The sequence below is a fragment of the Gillisia sp. JM1 genome (assembly GCF_000424645.1).
Classification (GTDB): Bacteria; Bacteroidota; Bacteroidia; order Flavobacteriales; family Flavobacteriaceae; genus Gillisia.
Window position 1 is genome coordinate 2,227,272 of the sequence record NZ_KE384218.1, and the last position, 20,203, is coordinate 2,247,474.

General features: G+C 35.3%; 12 protein-coding genes. 6 read left to right on the plus strand and 6 right to left on the minus strand.

What is annotated here, in order from left to right; translation table 11 throughout:
- Positions 1-12 precede the first annotated feature (12 nt).
- On the plus strand, positions 13-1,872 hold the full coding sequence (locus tag H033_RS0113425; protein ID WP_026838774.1) for a DNA polymerase III subunit gamma/tau: 1,860 nt from the start codon (positions 13-15) through the stop codon (positions 1,870-1,872).
- A 2-nt stretch (positions 1,873-1,874) separates the two neighbouring features.
- The gene (locus H033_RS0113430; protein WP_026838775.1) at positions 1,875-2,456 is read left to right on the plus strand and encodes a tRNA-(ms[2]io[6]A)-hydroxylase; all 582 of its coding nucleotides are present in this window, start codon (positions 1,875-1,877) and stop codon (positions 2,454-2,456) included.
- 122 nt (positions 2,457-2,578) lie between these two features.
- Here the strand turns inward: H033_RS0113430 and H033_RS0113435 are convergent, their stop codons facing one another.
- From H033_RS0113435 to pdxH, 4 genes are read right to left on the minus strand one after another with little or no spacing between them, the layout of a single operon-like run.
- The gene (locus H033_RS0113435) at positions 2,579-3,469 is read right to left on the minus strand and encodes a Ppx/GppA phosphatase family protein (RefSeq protein WP_026838776.1); all 891 of its coding nucleotides are present in this window, start codon (positions 3,467-3,469) and stop codon (positions 2,579-2,581) included.
- Positions 3,466-5,568 (minus strand): polyphosphate kinase 1, encoded by a 2,103-nt coding sequence (ppk1, locus tag H033_RS0113440; RefSeq protein WP_026838777.1) that lies wholly within the window; start codon positions 5,566-5,568, stop codon positions 3,466-3,468. Before ppk1 ends, H033_RS0113435 begins: the two co-directional genes overlap by 4 nt.
- A 5-nt stretch (positions 5,569-5,573) precedes the next feature.
- Positions 5,574-6,059 carry a SixA phosphatase family protein gene (locus tag H033_RS0113445; protein WP_026838778.1) on the minus strand — a complete coding sequence of 162 codons (486 nt, stop codon included), beginning with the start codon at positions 6,057-6,059 and terminating at the stop codon, positions 5,574-5,576.
- A 2-nt stretch (positions 6,060-6,061) separates the two neighbouring features.
- Positions 6,062-6,706 carry a pyridoxamine 5'-phosphate oxidase gene (gene pdxH, locus H033_RS0113450; RefSeq protein WP_026838779.1) on the minus strand — a complete coding sequence of 215 codons (645 nt, stop codon included), beginning with the start codon at positions 6,704-6,706 and terminating at the stop codon, positions 6,062-6,064.
- A 322-nt stretch (positions 6,707-7,028) separates the two neighbouring features.
- Between pdxH and H033_RS0113455 the strand changes: the two genes are divergently transcribed.
- From H033_RS0113455 to H033_RS0113470, 4 genes are all read left to right on the plus strand, one after another.
- Entirely contained in the window at positions 7,029-7,529 is a 501-nt protein-coding gene (locus H033_RS0113455) for a hypothetical protein (RefSeq protein WP_026838780.1), read from the plus strand.
- Between the two features lie 491 nt (positions 7,530-8,020).
- The gene (locus H033_RS20270; RefSeq protein WP_034886222.1) at positions 8,021-15,277 is read left to right on the plus strand and encodes an Ig-like domain-containing protein; all 7,257 of its coding nucleotides are present in this window, start codon (positions 8,021-8,023) and stop codon (positions 15,275-15,277) included.
- Positions 15,278-15,287: 10 nt separating this feature from the next.
- Entirely contained in the window at positions 15,288-16,202 is a 915-nt protein-coding gene (locus H033_RS0113465) for a type IX secretion system membrane protein PorP/SprF (RefSeq protein ID WP_026838781.1), read from the plus strand.
- A 16-nt stretch (positions 16,203-16,218) separates the two neighbouring features.
- A complete protein-coding gene (locus H033_RS0113470) occupies positions 16,219-18,105 on the plus strand; it encodes an OmpA family protein (RefSeq protein ID WP_026838782.1) in 1,887 nt (628 codons plus the stop codon).
- 470 nt (positions 18,106-18,575) lie between these two features.
- On the opposite strand, the gene H033_RS0113475 is transcribed toward H033_RS0113470, so the two are convergent.
- On the minus strand, positions 18,576-19,082 hold the full coding sequence (locus H033_RS0113475; RefSeq protein WP_026838783.1) for a CAP domain-containing protein: 507 nt from the start codon (positions 19,080-19,082) through the stop codon (positions 18,576-18,578).
- 173 nt (positions 19,083-19,255) lie between these two features.
- The gene (locus H033_RS0113480; protein ID WP_026838784.1) at positions 19,256-20,161 is read right to left on the minus strand and encodes a ribonuclease Z; all 906 of its coding nucleotides are present in this window, start codon (positions 20,159-20,161) and stop codon (positions 19,256-19,258) included.
- Between the last annotated feature and the right edge of the window lie 42 nt (positions 20,162-20,203).

Below are 20,203 nucleotides of genomic sequence, written 5' to 3' on the forward strand. Positions count from 1 at the left end.
CAAAATTTATCTATGGAGCATTTTGTTGTATCGGCACGTAAATATCGCCCACAAACTTTTAAAGACGTTGTGGGACAGCAAGCCATTACTAACACGCTTTTAAATGCTATAGAACATAATCACTTAGCACAAGCATTACTTTTTACCGGGCCACGAGGAGTAGGAAAAACTACTTGTGCGCGTATACTTGCCAAAATGATCAATCATGATGGCACCCAACAACCAGATGAGGATTTTGCTTTCAATATTTTTGAACTCGATGCAGCTTCCAATAACTCTGTAGACGATATTCGGAATCTCATAGATCAGGTTCGGATCCCACCACAGGTTGGAAAATACAAGGTGTATATTATAGATGAGGTACATATGTTATCTACCTCTGCTTTCAATGCTTTTTTGAAGACTTTGGAAGAACCACCAAAACATGCCATTTTCATTCTTGCTACTACAGAGAAACATAAAATAATTCCAACCATTCTTTCTCGTTGCCAGATATTCGACTTTAAACGGATCACGGTTACCGATGCAAGAAAATATTTGGGATATATTGCAGAGCAGCAAGGAATTGAAGCTGAAGAAGAAGCTTTGCACATTATTGCTCAAAAAGCCGATGGCGCAATGCGAGATGCCCTTTCTATTTATGATAGAGTAGTTAGTTATAGCGGCGCTAAATTAACCAGACAAGCAGTTACAGAGAATTTAAATGTACTGGATTATGAAACCTATCTAAATATTACTCAGTTAATATTGGATAATGATATTCCACAGTTGCTGGTAGATTTCAATACTATTTTATCTAATGGATTTGATGGACATCATTTTATTTCTGGAATAGCATCCCATTTTAGAGACCTCATGGTTTGTAAGGACCAAAAAACTATTGATCTTCTAGAAGTTGGAGAAACTGCTAAGACTAATTATTTTAAACAATCTCAGCAAACTTCCCACTCCTTTTTATTGAAGGGAATAGAAATGGCTAACGATTGTGATCTTAAATACAAAGCAAGTCGAAATCAGAGGTTATTAGTTGAATTATGCCTTATGCAGCTTGCCTCTATCAATTTTGATGGAGAAAAAAAAAAGTCTGAACCATTCATAATTTCTCCAGAGCATTTTAAAAATGCGAAAGTTGCTTCTGTTTCAATTCCTACGGAAGCAAAAAAAGTAATCACCGAAAATGAATTTTCTGAAATTGCAGAAACCGCAACGGCTTCTGCAACTATTCCTTCGGAAGAAAATATAGCGCATACAGAATCAATAGATACTTCTAAACCTACCAGTGAATCTGAAGAAGAACCAAAACTAGATACTGCTTCTAATCAAATTACTTCAGAGACACCAAGCACAAAGGAGAAAACTCAGGAAGATCGATCTTCAGCAGAAGTGAAGCCAATTTCTGCCCAGGTAATGCCTAAAAAAGTTTCGGGCTTATCTATAAAAAGTATCAAACAAAAAAAAGAGATCCTTGCCAAAAAGCATGGAGAAAAGGTTGTTACAGCTGAGGTGCTGGATGAAGCCATAAATGAAACGCAATTACATGCCGCTTGGGATGAATACATACAAAGACTAAAGCATAAAGGTGAAAAAATTCTGGCTTCTATAATGGAAACAGATATGCCAAAGTTAACCGATAAGGTGGTTTCTATAGAATTACCGGCAGATACTATGAAAAATGAATTAGAAAGACATACTAATCCTTTGATGAGCTTTCTAAAAAAGAAACTTCAAAACACTTTGATCACCCTGGACATTCAGGTGAACGAACAGGTAGCAAAGAAGTATGCCTTTACAGACATGGAAAAATTTAATAAGTTGAAAGAGCAAAATCCGTTATTGGAGAAACTCCGTAAAACTTTTGATCTAGATATATAATTATGCTTGGCTTAAAACTACCTACAGACCCACGTTGGGCTTCTATTGCAGAGAAAAATTTAGAAGAAATTCTAACAGATCATGCTTATTGCGAACAAAAAGCTGCCTCTACGGCAATCTCCCTAATCGTTTCCTTTCCTGAATATTCCGATCTGGTTTCAGAAATGACAGCTTTAGCAAGAGAAGAGATGGGCCATTTTAAAATGGTTCATGATAAATTGCTGAAAAGAGGCTATATCATGGGTCGGGATCGTAAAGATGAATATGTGCTCCAGTTGCTCAAATTCTTCCCTAAAGGAGGTTCTCGTGTTACACAGTTGGTCCACAGATTGTTAATAGCTGCCCTTATTGAAGCTAGAAGTTGTGAACGTTTTAGATTGCTTTCAGAAAAATTACAAGAAGAAGAGTTAAGGGATTTTTACAGGAACTTAATGGTAAGTGAAGCCAATCACTATACACTTTTTCTCAACTTTGCCAGACAATATGGAGACCGAAAAGAAGTTGATCAAAAATGGAATGATTTACTAGAATTTGAAGCCGAAGTCATGAGGAGCTTAAGCAAAACTCAAAGTATCCACGGTTAGCAAATCAAGATCTCAGGGGCAAGCCCGCGTACTATGTGCCGATCATTCGGGAGGGAAATATCTATAAAATTCGAGGCGTCCCGATAGCTACCAATACGAGAAATTAGACCCGGAATGATGGATTAAATCTTTTCCTGATAAAGTGATTTTATGATCCCATCTGCCAATCCTATTTTTGGTACGTAAATCCTTCTGGCTTTGGTCCATTTCATAGCAGAAAGATAGATTCGTGTTGCAGGTATAATAACATCTGCACGGTCATCATTTAAATTCAATTCTGTAATTCGTTCTTCGTAAGTAAAGGAATTTAAGAGCTGATAATAAGAACTTAGATATAAAAAACTAAGTGGTTTACCAATTGCCTTCCCACTACTTTTAAAAATATTATTGATGTTACCACCAGATCCTACCAGATCTATTCTATGATAATCTTTAGTAACGGCTTTGACCCATGTTTCCACCTCTTCCCAAATATTAGGCTCAGTAATATTTTTAAGCAACCTAACCGTCCCCAATTTAAAAGATCTTGAGGTAATGGCCTCCCCATTAGAATATAAGGTGAATTCTGTACTACCACCCCCAACATCTACATAGAGATAGGTCTTATCTGTCTGAATAAGAAGATTAAGATCTGTGGTAGCAATAATAGCTGCCTCATGGGTACCATCTATAATTTCAATTTCTATTCCAGTTTTTTCTAAAACTTCATTAGCAACATGAACCCCATTTTCTGCTTCTCTCATTGCTGAAGTTGCACATGCTTTATACCTTTCTATCTTATGAGATTTCATTAATAATTGGAAAGCCTTCATGGTATCTATCATTCTCACCTTATTTTCTTCAGAGATCATTTTAGTCATGAAAACATCTGCTCCCAACCTTATTGGCACCCTTACTAATGATGTTTTTTTAAATATAGGCTCTTTATCCTCCTGCTCTGTTATTGTTGAAATTAATAAGCGTACCGCATTGGAACCTATATCTATTGCTGCATATTTATGTTGTGTGATCAAACTTTTACCTCTTCTAATTTTTGTTCATAATACTCGTAGAGTGCATATTGGGAACGCACTGCGGGAAATTTCTTCTCCCTGTAGGCATTATCCTGATTTGCACTCAAAACACGAGCCTTTACATTATCATTCCAACTTATCATAAAAGTCTCCAAGATTTCATTTTTTATGTCCTCATCGTATATAGGACAAGAGACTTCTACCCGATAATCCATGTTTCTAGACATCCAGTCGGCAGATGAAATATAAACCTTCGGTTTGCCGTTGTTCTCAAAAATAAAAACCCTTGGATGCTCTAAGAATTTATCTATAATACTAATTGCTTCAATATTATCGCTCATTCCAGGAACACCGGGAATTAAGGAACAGATTCCACGTATAATCAATTGGATTTTAACCCCTGCACTGCTGGCTTCATATAGCTTATCTATAAGTGTATAATCAGACAAGCTATTAAGTTTCAATTTAATTCCCGATTTTTTACCACTTTGAGCATTTTCGATCTCTGTTGTAATAAGTTTGATCAAAGCCATTTTAGTATAATGCGGAGATACCAATAAATGCTTATACCTGCTCACCTTATAATTGATCTCAAAGAAATCAAAAACCTTATTTATCTCTTTTAATACTTCCTGATTTCCTGTAAACAAGGTATAATCTGTATAAATCCTGGAAGTAGACTCATTAAAATTCCCTGTACTTATAAAGCCGTATTTATGAAGTTTACCATTTTCTTCTCGTTCTATTATACAAGTTTTACAATGAACTTTTAAACCAGTAACCCCAAATATCAATTTCACCCCTTCCTTCTGCATTTGCTCGGCGTATTTAATATTTGCTACTTCATCAAATCTCGCTCTTAGCTCTATTTGTACAGTTACTTTTTTACCATTCTTCACAGCATTTATAAGGGAACTTGCAATATGCGAGATCTTGGCAAGTCTATAAATAGTTATTTTAATAGTTCTCACTTTAGGATCCAAAGCAGCTTCTCGCAAAAATTTTACGACATAAGCAAAGGTTTGGTAAGGTGCATATAGGAGGTAATCCTTTTTTGCGATCATTCCCAATAAACTGCCTTGAAGCACTAAACCTTTTATTGGAAGTGGATCTATAGGAGTATAAAGCAATTTATCGTCGCCAATATTTGGAAAGTTCATATAATCCCTTCTGTTATGGTATCTACCTCCAGGAATAATGCTATCTGTAGAGTCTATACCCATTTTTCCCATTAAAAATGCGAGGGTGTCTTCTCCAATATTCATATCATAAACAAACCTAACGGGATCTCCTTTTAATCTGTCTTGTACGCTTGAAGTAATCTTTTCTATAAAACTCTTACTTAAGTCGCTATCTATATCCAATTCGGCGTCTCTAGTAATCTTTATCATATGAGCAGTAACACTTTCATATTCAAAAATGTTAAAGATGGTTTTAAGATTAAATCTTATAAGATCGTCTAACAGAATAATATATTGTTTTCCATCTTCCATCGGAAGTACAACAAACCTATCTATACTTCTAGGGATTTCAATTAAAACGTATTTCTTATCATGGATATGCCGATTCAATAATTTCGAAATTCCTTGTTGAGGAATCTCCTCCTTCATCACCATTTTCACCGCTAAATATGCAGCACTATCCTTCAAGCTTGGTATATCTACCAGATCATTTAATATAATAGTAACTAATGCAGGGCTTACTTTTGATAGAAAATAGTTCTTTATAAAAGCTTCTTGTGATTCTGAAACTTGTTTTTCGTTGATGATATAAATATCATGATCCTTAAGTTTTTCCTGAATACTGTGAAGCACCTGTAAGCTTTCTGATTGTTGTTCTATAACAATTTGGGTGATCTCTTCCAAAAGTTTACTGGCTTTGATCCCTCCCAAAACACTTTTGGCGCTTTTACCTGCAAGATCTATCCGTTTTATAGTTGCGTATCTTACTTTAAAGAATTCATCTAAGTTGTTAGAAAAAATTCCTAAGAATCTGAGTCTTTCAATAAGTGGAACAGACTCATCTTCTGCTTCTTGAAGAACACGCGCGTTAAACTGAAGCCAGCTAAGCTCTCTATTGATGTACTGGTTGTTACCCATTAATTTTAGCGTAAATTTTTAGGAAATAAACTTAGAATAGTTTTTCCGTTTTTGAGGTTTTCCCAACTATTAGTTTCAAAATCTATTACTGTTAATCCTGTTGTAGGCACATTATCTACGTAAGAATCTCCAAGCTTATTTACCAGATTTGTCATTGCAGGATTATGTCCGAAGACCATTAATTTATCTATTCCTGGCTCACAATTCTTTATTTGAGAGTATAAATCTCCACTATCAAAAGTGTAGAGTGAAGTTATAATATTGAAATATTTATCTTCAATAGCTAATTCACTTTTAAAGATGTTCGCAGTAGACAATGCTCTAACTGCCGGGCTAGACCAAACAGTTACTGGTTTCTGAAAAAATGATAAAAAAGACTTCGCTACAAGCAAACCATCTCTTTCGCCTCTTTTCTTAAGAGGTCTTTTATCATCTGGCAAATTATGTTTCCAAGATGATTTTCCGTGTCTTACAAGTATTAGCCTTTTCATAATTATGGTGCTAAGCGTTTAAAACTCCAATTTTTTCTTTCTTTAGTATACACTATCCGGTCGTGTAATCTATTTGGTCTTCCCTGCCAAAATTCAAAACTTATAGGCTTCACTAGAAAACCACCCCAAAACTCGGGTTTAGGAACCGGTTTACCTTGAAATTCTAAAGTTAATTCTCTCAGCGTCTTATCTAAAACTTCTCTTGAAGAAATTTCTGAGCTTTGATGAGATGCCCATGCTCCCAACTGGCTTTCCCTTGGTCTAGAATTAAAGTATGCGATTGCTTTTTCTTCGGAATCCTTCTCTGCTATGCCTTTTATTATCACTTGCCGCTCTAGTTCTGGCCAAAAAAATGACAAGCAGGTATATGGATTAGCTAATAATGATTGAGCCTTTTCTGACCCATAGTTGGTATAAAAAATAAAGCCTTCTTCATTATATTCCTTTAAAAGAACAATTCTATTCTTAGGAAACCCATCCAATCCAATACTAGAGATATTCATAGCATTAACTTCTGAAGAAGTTTCTGCATTCTCCATTTCTTCAAACCAAACTTTGAATTGTACAAAAGGATTGATAGCTATATGCTCTTCCAACAATTCTCCCTTTTCATAATTTTTACGGTAATCGGCTAAATTTTTACTCATTCATTTCGCTTTTACGCAATTTACAAGTTTTGCAGATAATACATTAGACTCCTATTAAAAGTTTAAAAAAAAGTTTAATTAATCACTTACAAAAAAAACAGATTGTTAATAACCTTTTGATAACTAAAACCTAGCTTAACTCCTTGTTAACAAAGTGTTTTTCATCTATTTTTCCATTGATTATGTCTAAAAAATTGCTCATTAATATTTTGTAAGCATTGCTTCCTTTATGTTTGACGAGGATCAAGATTTTCCCCAAAGGATTTTGCTCTTTAACCTACAATAAACTATTTGTTAATCAATTAATTTAAAGTAGCCCCACATGTTTAAACTTAGCGCTGCTAATTTAGCCCCAACTAAATTAGCCAATCTTTCTCTTGTCAAATTCACACTAATTGTCATCTCTATCTTTTCTTTAAGCAGTTGCTCTGTTCCTGGCATGCTAGATTCAGATAATTACGGTAGAAATCATAATGTTTATGCTGTAGATTTCAACCCAAAAGACCTTAATAGTATTAGCTTATATGAAATGAATGAAGGGGATTGGGCAGATATGGGTAAGATCAAAAATAATCCAGATGCAAAATTTCAAATTACATTAGAAGCTGATTTTTTAATTGTTCAGGCCAATGACAAGCTAATGGACGTTCCAACTTATCAGACCTGGTTAAATTATGCAAGACAACAATTGGGATATACTGAAGATTCTGAGTATGATGTTTTCAATACTGTTGAAGAAGGATGGATTTACGAGATAGATCTTGAGAAATTCCCATTAGTTGAGGGTAATATGCATCGCTTATTGATGTATGAAAGAAAGTAGTCTTACAAAGACTATATAATTTAAATGCTAATCTAAAAGGTTAGCATTTTTTGATTAAATAATCTCAAAAATGGGGTAAATCCCTTATTGTATATTTTATTTTCCCTTTCAAAATGAAAGGTTTTGTCTTCAGAAATGGGTGAAAACTAGTATTTTATGTAATCATTTAATGTATTTAATCCCGTATAAATGGTATTTAATCTAAAATATTGCAGAATCCTTTTTTTAACAACCTATTATAATAAATTTACTTCATATTAATGCGCATATCAAATTGTCTCAAATCGATTTGTAAAAGATTCTCCCCCACGAAATCTTCTGTATTCAATATAATTTGTTACTCCCCTAAAGATGACAAATTGTGGTTAAGCCCCAAGCAAAATCACTTCTATAGTTACAAAATTTAAATTAATCATTTATTGATGAACCATTTCTTAATTGGATTATGGGGATTCATATAAAATTTTAGTACTAATTCAAAAGTGTACATTATGATTTGGAAAACTACTTCACCAAAATTTGAAAATGCAAAAAGATCCTTTCGAGGACTATCTTCCATTTCGCTTCCATTTTCTAAAACTCTAATCGTCCTATTAATTTTCTCTGGATGCTTTTTTAATTTTTCTACTACTTATTCACAGGTATTTGTACCTGATGGTGATTATACTGCTTCAGAATATGCAGCAGGTCAAGTGAAAGATATTAAGCTTGGGTCCAATAACACTTGCGATGTTCAGCAAGTGTATGCAGTTGTTAAATCTGACACTAATGGGCCTTACTTATTACTTGGTCTTTTCAATGGAAATAATGGTAGTTCGATCTTCAGATATTATTTAGATACTGACCCTAGTCTGGACTTAGTTTCTGAAACATATAAATCGAAAGTTTATCCTTTTCCAGGAGCTGATGTTGTTTTACAGATTGATGCAAATGATTCTTCAACATTGTTTTATAAATGGAATGGGACAAATTTAGTTTTAAATAATGCGAGCGGCCTTATAGCAGAAGTAGGAGATTTTGCTCCAAATGATGGTAAATTTATTGAAATAAAGGTGCCTTTATCTGGTAGTGGATCGGTGATTGATTTATGTGATCTGGCTGAAGGCGGTGTTATTAACCTTGGTTCCTATTTATCTTTCAAGGGTGGTAATTTAAATTCTGCACCATGTGGTGGTGAGAGCATTGATTTAGACATTAATGTTAGTGGAACTATTTCTGGGGAGGCTACATATTGTTCAGGTAGCCCTAATTCCACAACTTTAACTCTTACAGGTAATTTTGGCGCGGTTGAGAAATGGCAAAAAGATGAAGGTGCAGGATGGGTTGATATAGCTAACACTACTACTACCTATGTAGCTTCTAATGTTAACGTTACAACTAGTTATCGAGCGATAATTTTGAATTCAAATTGTCCTGATAAAACAGTTGAAACAGGAAGTGCTACTATTACGATAAATACTTTGGATAATGCTACTTTTATTTATTCAGCTTCTTCTTATTGTAGTGATGATAATGACCCAACGCCGACGGTTACGGGTGTTATTGGTGGTTCATTTAGTTCTAATTCCGGATTAATTATAAATTCTTCAACAGGGGTTATTGATTTAGATGCTTCAACATCTGGTTCTTATACCATAACATATTCAACAGAAAATGCAGGGACTTGTACAAATACAAGTACTATTAATCTAACCATCAATAACAGTACTTCTTCTGAAGAAACTCAAACAGCTTGTGATAGCTACTCCTGGAATGGAACTGAATACACCGAATCTGGAGTCTATACTTTTGAAAGTGTAAATGAAGCAGGTTGTACTAATACTAATACTCTTAATTTAACGATCAACAACAGTACTACTTCTGAAGAAACTCAGACAGCTTGTGATAGCTACTCCTGGAATGGTACTGCTTATACTGAATCTGGAGTCTACACTTTTGAAAGTGAAAATGAAGCCGGTTGTACTAATACTGCAACGCTTAATTTAACGATCAACAATAGTACCACTTCTGAAGAAACTCAGACAGCTTGTGATAGCTACTCCTGGAATGGTACTGCTTATACTGAATCTGGAGTCTACACTTTTGAAAGTGAAAATGAAGCCGGTTGTACTAATACTGCAACGCTTAATTTAACAATCAATAACAGTACTACTTCTGAAGAAACTCAGACAGCTTGTGATAGCTACTCCTGGAATGGAACTGAATACACCGAATCTGGAGTCTATACTTTTGAAAGTGAGAATGAAGCGGGTTGTATTAATACTGCTACGCTCAATTTGACCATTAACAATAGTACTACTTCTGAAGAGAGAGTGACTGCTTGTGATAGCTTCACTTGGAATGGAGAAACGTATACTGAATCTGGAACTTATACATTCGAGAGTGAAAATGAAGCAGGTTGCACAAATGTTGCAACGCTTAATTTAACCATCACTAAGAGTACGACTTCTACACAAACTGAAACTGCTTGTGATAGCTTCACTTGGAATGGAGAAACGTATACTGAATCTGGCACTTATACATTCGAGAGTGAAAATGAAGCAGGTTGTACAAATGTCGCAACGCTTAATTTAACCATCACTAAGAGTACGACTTCTACACAAACCGAAACTGCTTGTGATAGCTTCACTTGGAATGGAGAAACGTATACCGAATCTGGAACTTATACATTCGAGAGTGAAAATGAAGCAGGTTGTACAAATGTTGCAACGCTTAATTTAACCATCACTAAGAGCACTACTTCTACACAAACTGAAACTGCTTGTGATAGCTACTCTTGGAATGGAGAAACGTATACTGAATCTGGAACTTATACATTCGAGAGTGAAAATGAAGCAGGTTGTACAAATGTTGCAACGCTTAATTTAACCATCACTAAGAGCACTACTTCTACACAAACTGAAACTGCTTGTGATAGCTTCACTTGGAATGGAGAAACGTATACCGAATCTGGAACTTATACATTCGAGAGTGAAAATGAAGCAGGTTGTACAAATGTTGCAACACTTAATTTAACCATCACTAAGAGTACGACTTCTACACAAACTGAAACAGCTTGTGATAGCTACTCTTGGAATGGAGAAACGTATACTGAATCTGGAACTTATACATTCGAGAGTGAAAATGAAGCAGGTTGTACAAATGTTGCAACGCTTAATTTAACCATCACTAAGAGTACGACTTCTACACAAACTGAAACTGCATGTGATAGCTTCACTTGGAATGGAGAAACGTATACTGAATCTGGCACTTATACATTCGAGAGTGAAAATGAAGCAGGTTGTACAAATGTCGCAACGCTTAATTTAACCATCACTAAGAGTACGACTTCTACACAAACTGAAACTGCATGTGATAGCTTCACTTGGAATGGAGAAACGTATACTGAATCTGGCACTTATACATTCGAGAGTGAAAATGAAGCAGGTTGTACAAATGTCGCAACGCTTAATTTAACCATCACTAAGAGTACGACTTCTACACAAACCGAAACTGCTTGTGATAGCTTCACTTGGAATGGAGAAACGTATACCGAATCTGGAACTTATACATTCGAGAGTGAAAATGAAGCAGGTTGTACAAATGTTGCAACACTTAATTTAACCATCACTAAGAGCACTACTTCTACACAAACTGAAACTGCTTGTGATAGCTTCACTTGGAATGGAGAAACGTATACCGAATCTGGAACTTATACATTCGAGAGTGAAAATGAAGCAGGTTGTACAAATGTTGCAACGCTTAATTTAACCATCACTAAGAGCACTACTTCTACACAAACTGAAACTGCTTGTGATAGCTTCACTTGGAATGGAGAAACGTATACCGAATCTGGAACTTATACATTCGAGAGTGAAAATGAAGCAGGTTGTACAAATGTTGCAACACTTAATTTAACCATCACTAAGAGTACGACTTCTACACAAACCGAAACAGCTTGTGATAGCTACTCTTGGAATGGAGAAACGTATACTGAATCTGGAACTTATACATTCGAGAGTGAAAATGAAGCAGGTTGCACAAATGTTGCAACGCTTAATTTAACCATCACTAAGAGTACGACTTCTACACAAACCGAAACTGCTTGTGATAGCTACTCTTGGAATGGAGAAACGTATACCGAATCTGGAACTTATACATTCGAGAGTGAAAATGAAGCAGGTTGTACAAATGTTGCAACGCTTAATTTAACCATCACTAAGAGTACGACTTCTACACAAACCGAAACTGCTTGTGATAGCTTCACTTGGAATGGAGAAACGTATACTGAATCTGGAACTTATACATTCGAGAGTGAAAATGAAGCAGGTTGCACAAATGTTGCAACACTTAATTTAACCATCACTAAGAGTACGACTTCTACACAAACCGAAACTGCTTGTGATAGCTTCACTTGGAATGGAGAAACGTATACCGAATCTGGCACTTATACATTCGAGAGTGAAAATGAAGCAGGTTGTACAAATGTTGCAACGCTTAATTTAACCATCACTAAGAGTACGACTTCTACACAAACCGAAACTGCTTGTGATAGCTTCACTTGGAATGGAGAAACGTATACCGAATCTGGAACTTATACATTCGAGAGTGAAAATGAAGCAGGTTGCACAAATGTTGCAACACTTAATTTAACGATTAATCCAACTCCAGGAGTACCAGTTATTGCTTCTAAAACAAACACAACTTGCAGCCTTAATAATGGTTCAATTTCATTAGTAATAACTGAGGGAGTTGAATACAGTATAGACGGAGATAATTATCAAACAAATGGTGATCTCAATAACTTAACTCCTAATATTTACTCTATTACTGCAAGATTTATAGATGGAGAATGTATCTCATCTTCAACAGAAGTTGAAATAATTGCAATTCCTGACACAGATGATCCAGAACTTTCAGAAATGGAAGATATTGTTATAGACACAGATCCTAATGTTTGTGGTGCAGTTGTTTCTTTCTCTGATCCTACCGCTACAGATAATTGCGATGGAACAGAAGTTACACTTAACGAAGGAAGCCTGGCTTCTGGAAGTGTATTCCCTGTGGGAACTACAAGTGTTACTTACACTGCAACAGATGCTGCTGGAAATACTTCAACCGTATCCTTTGAAGTGATCGTAACAGATAACCAAGATCCAACAATATCTTGTCCAATAGCTGTGACTCAAACTACAGAGATTGGTGAAAGTTTTGGAATCGTAAATTTTGAAAATGCAAAAGCCTTAGATAATTGTGATGTAACTGTAGAACAAACTTCAGGTCTTGTATCTGGAAGCGAGTTTCCAATTGGAGTATCAACTGTAGAATTTACTGCAACTGATGCTTCTGGAAATACAACTACTTGTAACTTTACGATAACTATTACTGATGAAGAACCAACTACAATTGTGTGTCCTTCTAATATAGATATGGATGTAGATCAAGGAGTTTGTGGAGCTGTAGTTTCTTTTGAAACTCCTGTAGCAACAGATAATTCTGATCTTGAAGTGACTGTTACTCAAACTGCAGGTCCTACTTCAGGGGAAGTATTCCCGGTAGGAACTACAACTGTAACCTTCACTGCAACAGATGCAGCTGGTAATCAAGCTTCATGTAGCTTTGATGTAACTGTGAATGATACTGAAGATCCAACATTTGGAACTGTATCAGATATGGAAGTAGACACAGATGCTGACGCTTGTGGTGCAGTTGTTACTTTCTCTGCTCCCACTGCTACAGATAATTGTGATGGAACTGAGGTAACTCTTAACGAAGGAAGCTTAGCTTCTGGAAGTGAATTCCCTGTGGGAACTACAAGTGTTACTCACACTGCAACAGATGCAGCTGGAAATACTTCAACAGTATCCTTTGATGTGATTGTAACAGATAACCAAGATCCAACAATAGCTTGTCCTGGTAATATTATAACTACGAATGTTGTAGGTCAGGATTTTGCAGTTGTTACTTATACCGAGATCACTGCAACAGATAATTGTGGAGTAACTGTAGAAAGAACAACTGGATTGGCATCTGGAGAACAATTCCCAATTGGGACCACAGTAGTAACCTATGTTGCAACTGATGCTTCTGGAAACACTACAGAATGTAGCTTTACAGTTCTTGTAAAAGGAACTCCAGTAGCTGTAGATGATGCTGTAAGTACTAACGAAGATACTTCAGTAGTAATTTCAGTTCTAGATAACGATTCAGATCCTGATGGAGACCAACTTACAATAGTAAGTAATACAGATCCAAGTAACGGAACCTTAGTACTTAACGAAAATGGAACCTTCACTTATACGCCTAATGCAAACTATAACGGTCCAGATTCATTTACCTATACTATCACAGATGCTAATGAAGGTTTTGATACAGCTACAGTAAGCATTACGGTGAATCCAATAAATGATGCACCAATTGCTGTGGATGATTCAGCTTCTGTAAATGAAGATACACCAGTAACTATATCAGTTCTAGATAATGACTCTGATGTAGATGGTGATGATCTTACAGTAGTAAGTACAACTTCTCCTTCAAACGGAACTGTAGTGATCAACGAAAATGGAACTATCACCTACACTCCTAACGATAATTTCAACGGAAGTGATTCTTTTGAATACACAATATCTGATGGTAACGGTGGAACAGATACTGCTACAGTAACTATTACGGTAAATGCTGTAAACGATGCGCCAGTTGCTGTAGATGACGAAGCTACAACAGATGAAGATAATGCAGTAACAGTTTCAGTACTGGATAACGACAGCGATGTAGATGGGAATGGTTTAACTGTAACTGCGGTTTCTACTCCATCTAATGGCACAGTAGTGATCAATGAAAATGGAACTATTACTTACACTCCTAATCCAGATTTCAACGGAACAGATTCATTTGAATACACAATTTCCGACGGAAATGGTGGAACAGATACTGCTACAGTTACAATAACTGTAAATCCAGTAGACGATGCTCCTCCTGCCCCGCCAACGGTATCGGTAACTCAACCAACTTGTGAAAATCCAACTGGTACTATCACAGTACAAACTATAGAAGGATTAACATATAGTCTTAATGGTGTAGATTACCAAGAAAGCGGAGTTTTTGCAGATCTTGAGCCTGGTACCTATTCTGTAATTGCGCAAGATGGATTTGAACAAGATTCTGAAATAACTGAGGTGATTCTTATTGCACCAGTAGCTATAGCAATTGAAACAAGAACTAGTGTATCACAATGTTATGATAATGGTTCTTATAACTTATTCGACTTATTAGTTGGAGATTTTGATCGCACAGGAACTTGGGAAAACCCAAATGCAGAAGGAAGCTTAGATGGTAGTATTTTAGACTTGAGATCATTTGAAAATGATTTAGGTACTTATACCTTCAATTATATTATTGCAGGGAACTGTCCTTCTGCAACAGAGGTTCAATTAACAATAGATGCTACTTGTATCGTATTAGTTTGTAGCATAGACGATATTAGAGATACTATATCTAAAGCAGTAACACCAAATGGAGATGGCTTTAATGACTTCTTCCATGTAGACCTTGATCTAGAATGTGGATTCACCTATAATGTTCAAATCTTTAATAGATGGGGTGCTGAAGTATATTCTATGAGAAATTATCAAAACAACTGGGATGGATTCTCAAATAAATCATTCACTAACTCAAATCAATTACCATCTGGTACCTACTATTACATTTTAGAAATTAACGGAGGTGCTTTTGAACCAATTCAAGGATACATCTTCTTAGGAACTAAATAAAGCTATAAACATGAAAAACTTCTATATCCTAATATCGATATTTTTTGTTGGCCTTTTAACCACAAATGCTCAACAACTACCACAGTTCACGCAATATATGTATAACACTATATCTATAAATCCGGCCTACGCAGGAAGCAGAGATGGGTTTTCATTAACCGCATTGAATAGAAACCAATGGGCTGGCTTAAGTGGTGGTCCTGTAACTCAGACCTTGTCTATTCATACACCTCTGAATAATGAGAAAGTTGGTCTAGGTTTTTCTGTGATCAATGATAAAGCTGGTTATGAAAAATACACGTATTTATATGCCGATTTCTCTTATACCATAAATGTAAGCGATAATACTACACTTGCATTTGGTTTAAAGGGAGGTGCTAGTTATTATGATCTGGATGAAGATCTATTTGTAGAACCATCTGTACTTAGCGATCCGTTTTTCAACGATCAATTCAACAAATGGACACCTAATTTTGGTGCGGGGGTGTATCTATCTGCACAAGATTGGTACTTAGGCCTTTCTGCTCCTAAATTGATAAATAACAACAATAACGATTTTAGTGATTATGTAGCTTTAGAGCAAGTACACTATTACCTTACTGGAGGTTATGTTTTTGATCTTAATGAAACATGGAAACTTCGTCCAACTGCACTTGTTAAAGCTACTAACGGAGCTCCTCTATCTTTTGATATGTCTGGAACGGTTATTTATGACGAAAAATTATATTTAGGAGGTACCTATAGATTGGATGACGCTGTGGGTGCATTTGCAGATTTCCAGATCTTACCGTCCTTAAGAATAGGTTATGCTTACGAATATTCAATTTCAGATCTTAGGCCTTATACTTCTGGATCTCATGAAATTCTTTTGATTTTCGAATTGAGATCTAAGAATACCAAATATAAATCTCCAAGATTTTTCTAACATAAATAAAACTATTATGAAGAATTTCAACTACTTAATACTCCTACTATTCATTGGAAATAGTTTTATGGCTTCCGCACAAAGCGGAAAGCAAAAAAAAGCCGATCGTCTATATAATGATCTTGCTTATATTGAAGCTGTAGATGTTTACAAGGAACTTATAGAAAAGGATTATAACACCACTTACAATCAAAGTAAACTTGGAGATAGCTATCTAAAATTAAGCAGCCCAGAAAATGCGGTTTTTTATTATGCTGAAGCTGTTAAAGATACCAGTATTTCTCCAGAGTATTATTTTAAGTATGCACAAGCCTTAAGAGGAGTTAAACGATATGACGAATCTAAAGAATGGCTAAAGAAATATAGTACCGCCGGAAAGAACAAAGCTGAAGTAGATGAATTGCTTTCTAAAGATATAGCCGACTTTAAAATAAAGGACAATTACACTTTAGATAAAGTTGCTTTCAACTCTGGATATAGTGATTTTGGAGCTTATGAGCATAATGGCGTTACTTATTTAGTTTCTGCAAGAGATGGCGGAATGTCCAAAAAGAATAAGGTATATTCCTGGAATGGAGAACCATTTTTGGATGTTTATCAGTTAGCTGCTAATTCTGAAACAGTATCTTCTGTAGCTGGAGATATCAATACAGTTTTGCATGAAGGTCCACTTACTATTGCTAAGGATGGAAAATACATGTATTTTACTAGAAATAATTACCTAAATAATAAAGAGGGTAAAAAACTTAAGGATGAAACTAATAATCTAAAGTTATATAGAGCTACCAACAATAACAATTCTTGGGATGACATTATAGAACTTCCATTTAACGACAATGGCTATTCTGTTGGGAACCCAAGTTTATCTTCGGATGGAAAAACCTTATATTTTGTTTCTGATATGCCAAATGGTTTTGGTGGTGCAGATCTATATAAAGTTGAGATCATGGAGAACAATATGTTCGGGAATCCTGTGAATCTTGGAAATAAGATCAATACTAGTCTGGACGAATCTTTCCCTTTTATGGCTAAAGATTCAATTCTATACTTTTCTTCAAATGGACATCCTGGCTTCGGCTTGATGGATATCTTTAAAGTAGATCTTTCTAAAGAAACTTCAGAAGTAACTAATATTGGAGAACCTATAAATAGCAACCTAGACGATTTCGCATATTTTCAAAAAGAGGAAAGCAATTTAGGTTACTTTGCTTCTAACAGAGCTGGTGGAGTAGGAAGTGATGATATCTACGGATTCAATCTACTAAAGACATTGATTCTAAAAGGACAAGTAACGGACAAAGTGAATGGAGAACCAATTCCAAATGCTACAGTGCGTTTATTCACACCAGACAATAAACAACTTGCTTTCCTTGAAACTGATACCGATGGGAACTATGAGCAGGAGATCAATAGAAACATGAAATATCCTATTGAAGCTAAGCACATTCAATATAAAGAAATGACTGGCACCGTAGATTCTAATAATACAGATGATGTTGAAGAACTTATCTATAACATACAATTAGATCCTATTGAAGATGTAGAATATTTAGCTGAGATCAATAACATCTATTTCGATTTTGATAAATCCAATATTAGACCAGATGCAGCTAAGGAGCTAGACAAGTTGGTTAATTTAATGTCCAACAAATACCCGGACTTAGTGATTAAGATCGGTTCTCATACAGATAAGCGAGGATCTGATCAATATAATGTAGGTTTAGCTGAAAGAAGAGCGCAATCTACCTACGATTATTTAGTAGCTAGTGGAATTGCTGCAGAGCGTATAAATGCACATGAAGGTTTTGGTGAAAGAGAACCGGCAATAGCATGTGATTTATGTAGTAAGGAAGAACATCAGTTAAATAGAAGATCTATGTTTAGTGTTGTAAAAATGAAGTAGATCTCATTAATAAAAAATATAACGCCCAGATAGTATTTTATTATCTGGGCGTTTTCGTTGGTATAACTTTCAATGAATTATCCCCTGTTCTTAACTGAATAATTTTCTGTTATCACATCGAATGTCCTAAATCCATTTGTGATCTAGGAGTTACCAACCACTAAACATTAGTCTGCTCTTAGCGAAAGCAGAAAGATTCCTCAAGACCTGACTATTAAACTATTGAAATGGGAAAACCTTAGGTATTTAATTGAATCATATACTTATGATATAGATGGTGCTTTTGTGACTGAAGGCTAACCAGAGCCAATACTATTGAATCTGGAGTCTTGGGTCTTGAGTCTCTGATGATTTATACAACTAAAAGAACCACATTCAATTATTTTGAATGTGGGTCTTTTGATTACATGAAGGCTAATTAAACTTTCTGCTATAATTAATACTGATCGGGGTAAACTAAATCTTATTTATTATCTTCTCATAAAGATGTTGGTAAAATAGTTCTTACCGTTTTTATCCTTATCTACTGAAATTCCAAAATGTGTAAAATCACCTTCAATATTAACACGGTGACCTTCACTAGCAATCCAAGCCTTTACAACCGCATCTGCATTTCCGTATCCAAAAGCTACATTTTCCGCTACTGCTTTTGCTCCTACCTCAGAAACTAAATTGCTATAACGCACATTAAAATTATCATGATTTACGACTTCGTTGCTCGTCATATAAACTGTATGATCATCTGCTTGATAAGTTACCTCATCTACTCTTGCAAGTGCTTTCATACCTATACTTTCTCTGTACTTATTCACACCATTTAGAATCTCAGATTCCAATGAGGTATAAGCGATAGAATTTGATAAATTGGCAGTTTTAAGTTGTGCCTCATTTTCTGGAATAGCATTGTCTTTAGAGCATGATGCAAACGTAAGAATACAAGCAAAAACAAGACAAAATTGTTTTGTATAGTTCAACATAATAAGTAGGTTAAGCGATTTGGTCTAGCCAAAATACAAATAAAATCGACTAAATACACTCTGAGACATGTACTTAATCGATTTTATGGTAATTTTAACATATTTTGTACGCTAAATCCTACTTTAAGCTCCTGTTTTTAAAATAAGCGTGTAAGAAAATTGAAAATTATCCGTTAAAAGGTAAATATTTTACCATCATCGGCTAATTCTACATTTGGGAATGTGGTAAGTGCCTCTTCCTTAAATAATTGAATACTTGGATATCTTGTAGAAAAGTGACCAAGAATCAATTTTTCGACTTTTGCATCCTTGGCTATTTGAGCAGCCTGTATAGCTGTAGAATGTTTTGTAGGTGCTGCTAATTCCTTATTGGCTTCGAGGAAGGTAGATTCATGATAAAGTACTGTTGTATTCGAAATCTGAGCAATTATTTCTGGATAATACGCTGTATCACTACAAAAAGCATAACTCATAGGTTTCTCTGGAGGACCAGTTACCAAATGATTCGGAATTATTTCTCCATCATTGGATTCTACATCTTTACCCATCTTTAGACTCTGGTATAGTGAAACATCAATGTTATATTTCATGATCTCATTGATCAACAGTTTTCTAGGCCCCGGTTTCTCTTTAAATAAAAAACCATTGGTATATATCCTGTGATTTAGAGGAATTGTTTCCACTGTAACTTTTTCATCTTCAAATAATAATTCTGGTTCTTTACTATTTAATTCATGAAAAAATAAAGGATAATTTGTCCAGGATTTAGACAACTTAAGCTGTAATGTAATTATTTCCTTTATCCCCTTGGGTCCATAAACATGGAGTTCAGATTCCCTATTTAATAATCTAAAGGTCGAGATAAGTCCTACCAGTCCAAAGCAATGATCTCCATGTAAATGTGATATGAAGATGTGCTTGATCCGTGAAAATTTGATCTTGTTTCTACGTAATTCAACTTGAGTGCCTTCTCCACAATCTATAAGAAATAAGTGATTGTTTATTTCAAGAACTTGAGACGTGGGGTTTGTAAACGTTCTTGGGGTCGCTGCATAACAACCTAGTATTGTTAATTTCATACTTATGTTTTTATTATCTTGCGAAAACAAATAATGGCTATA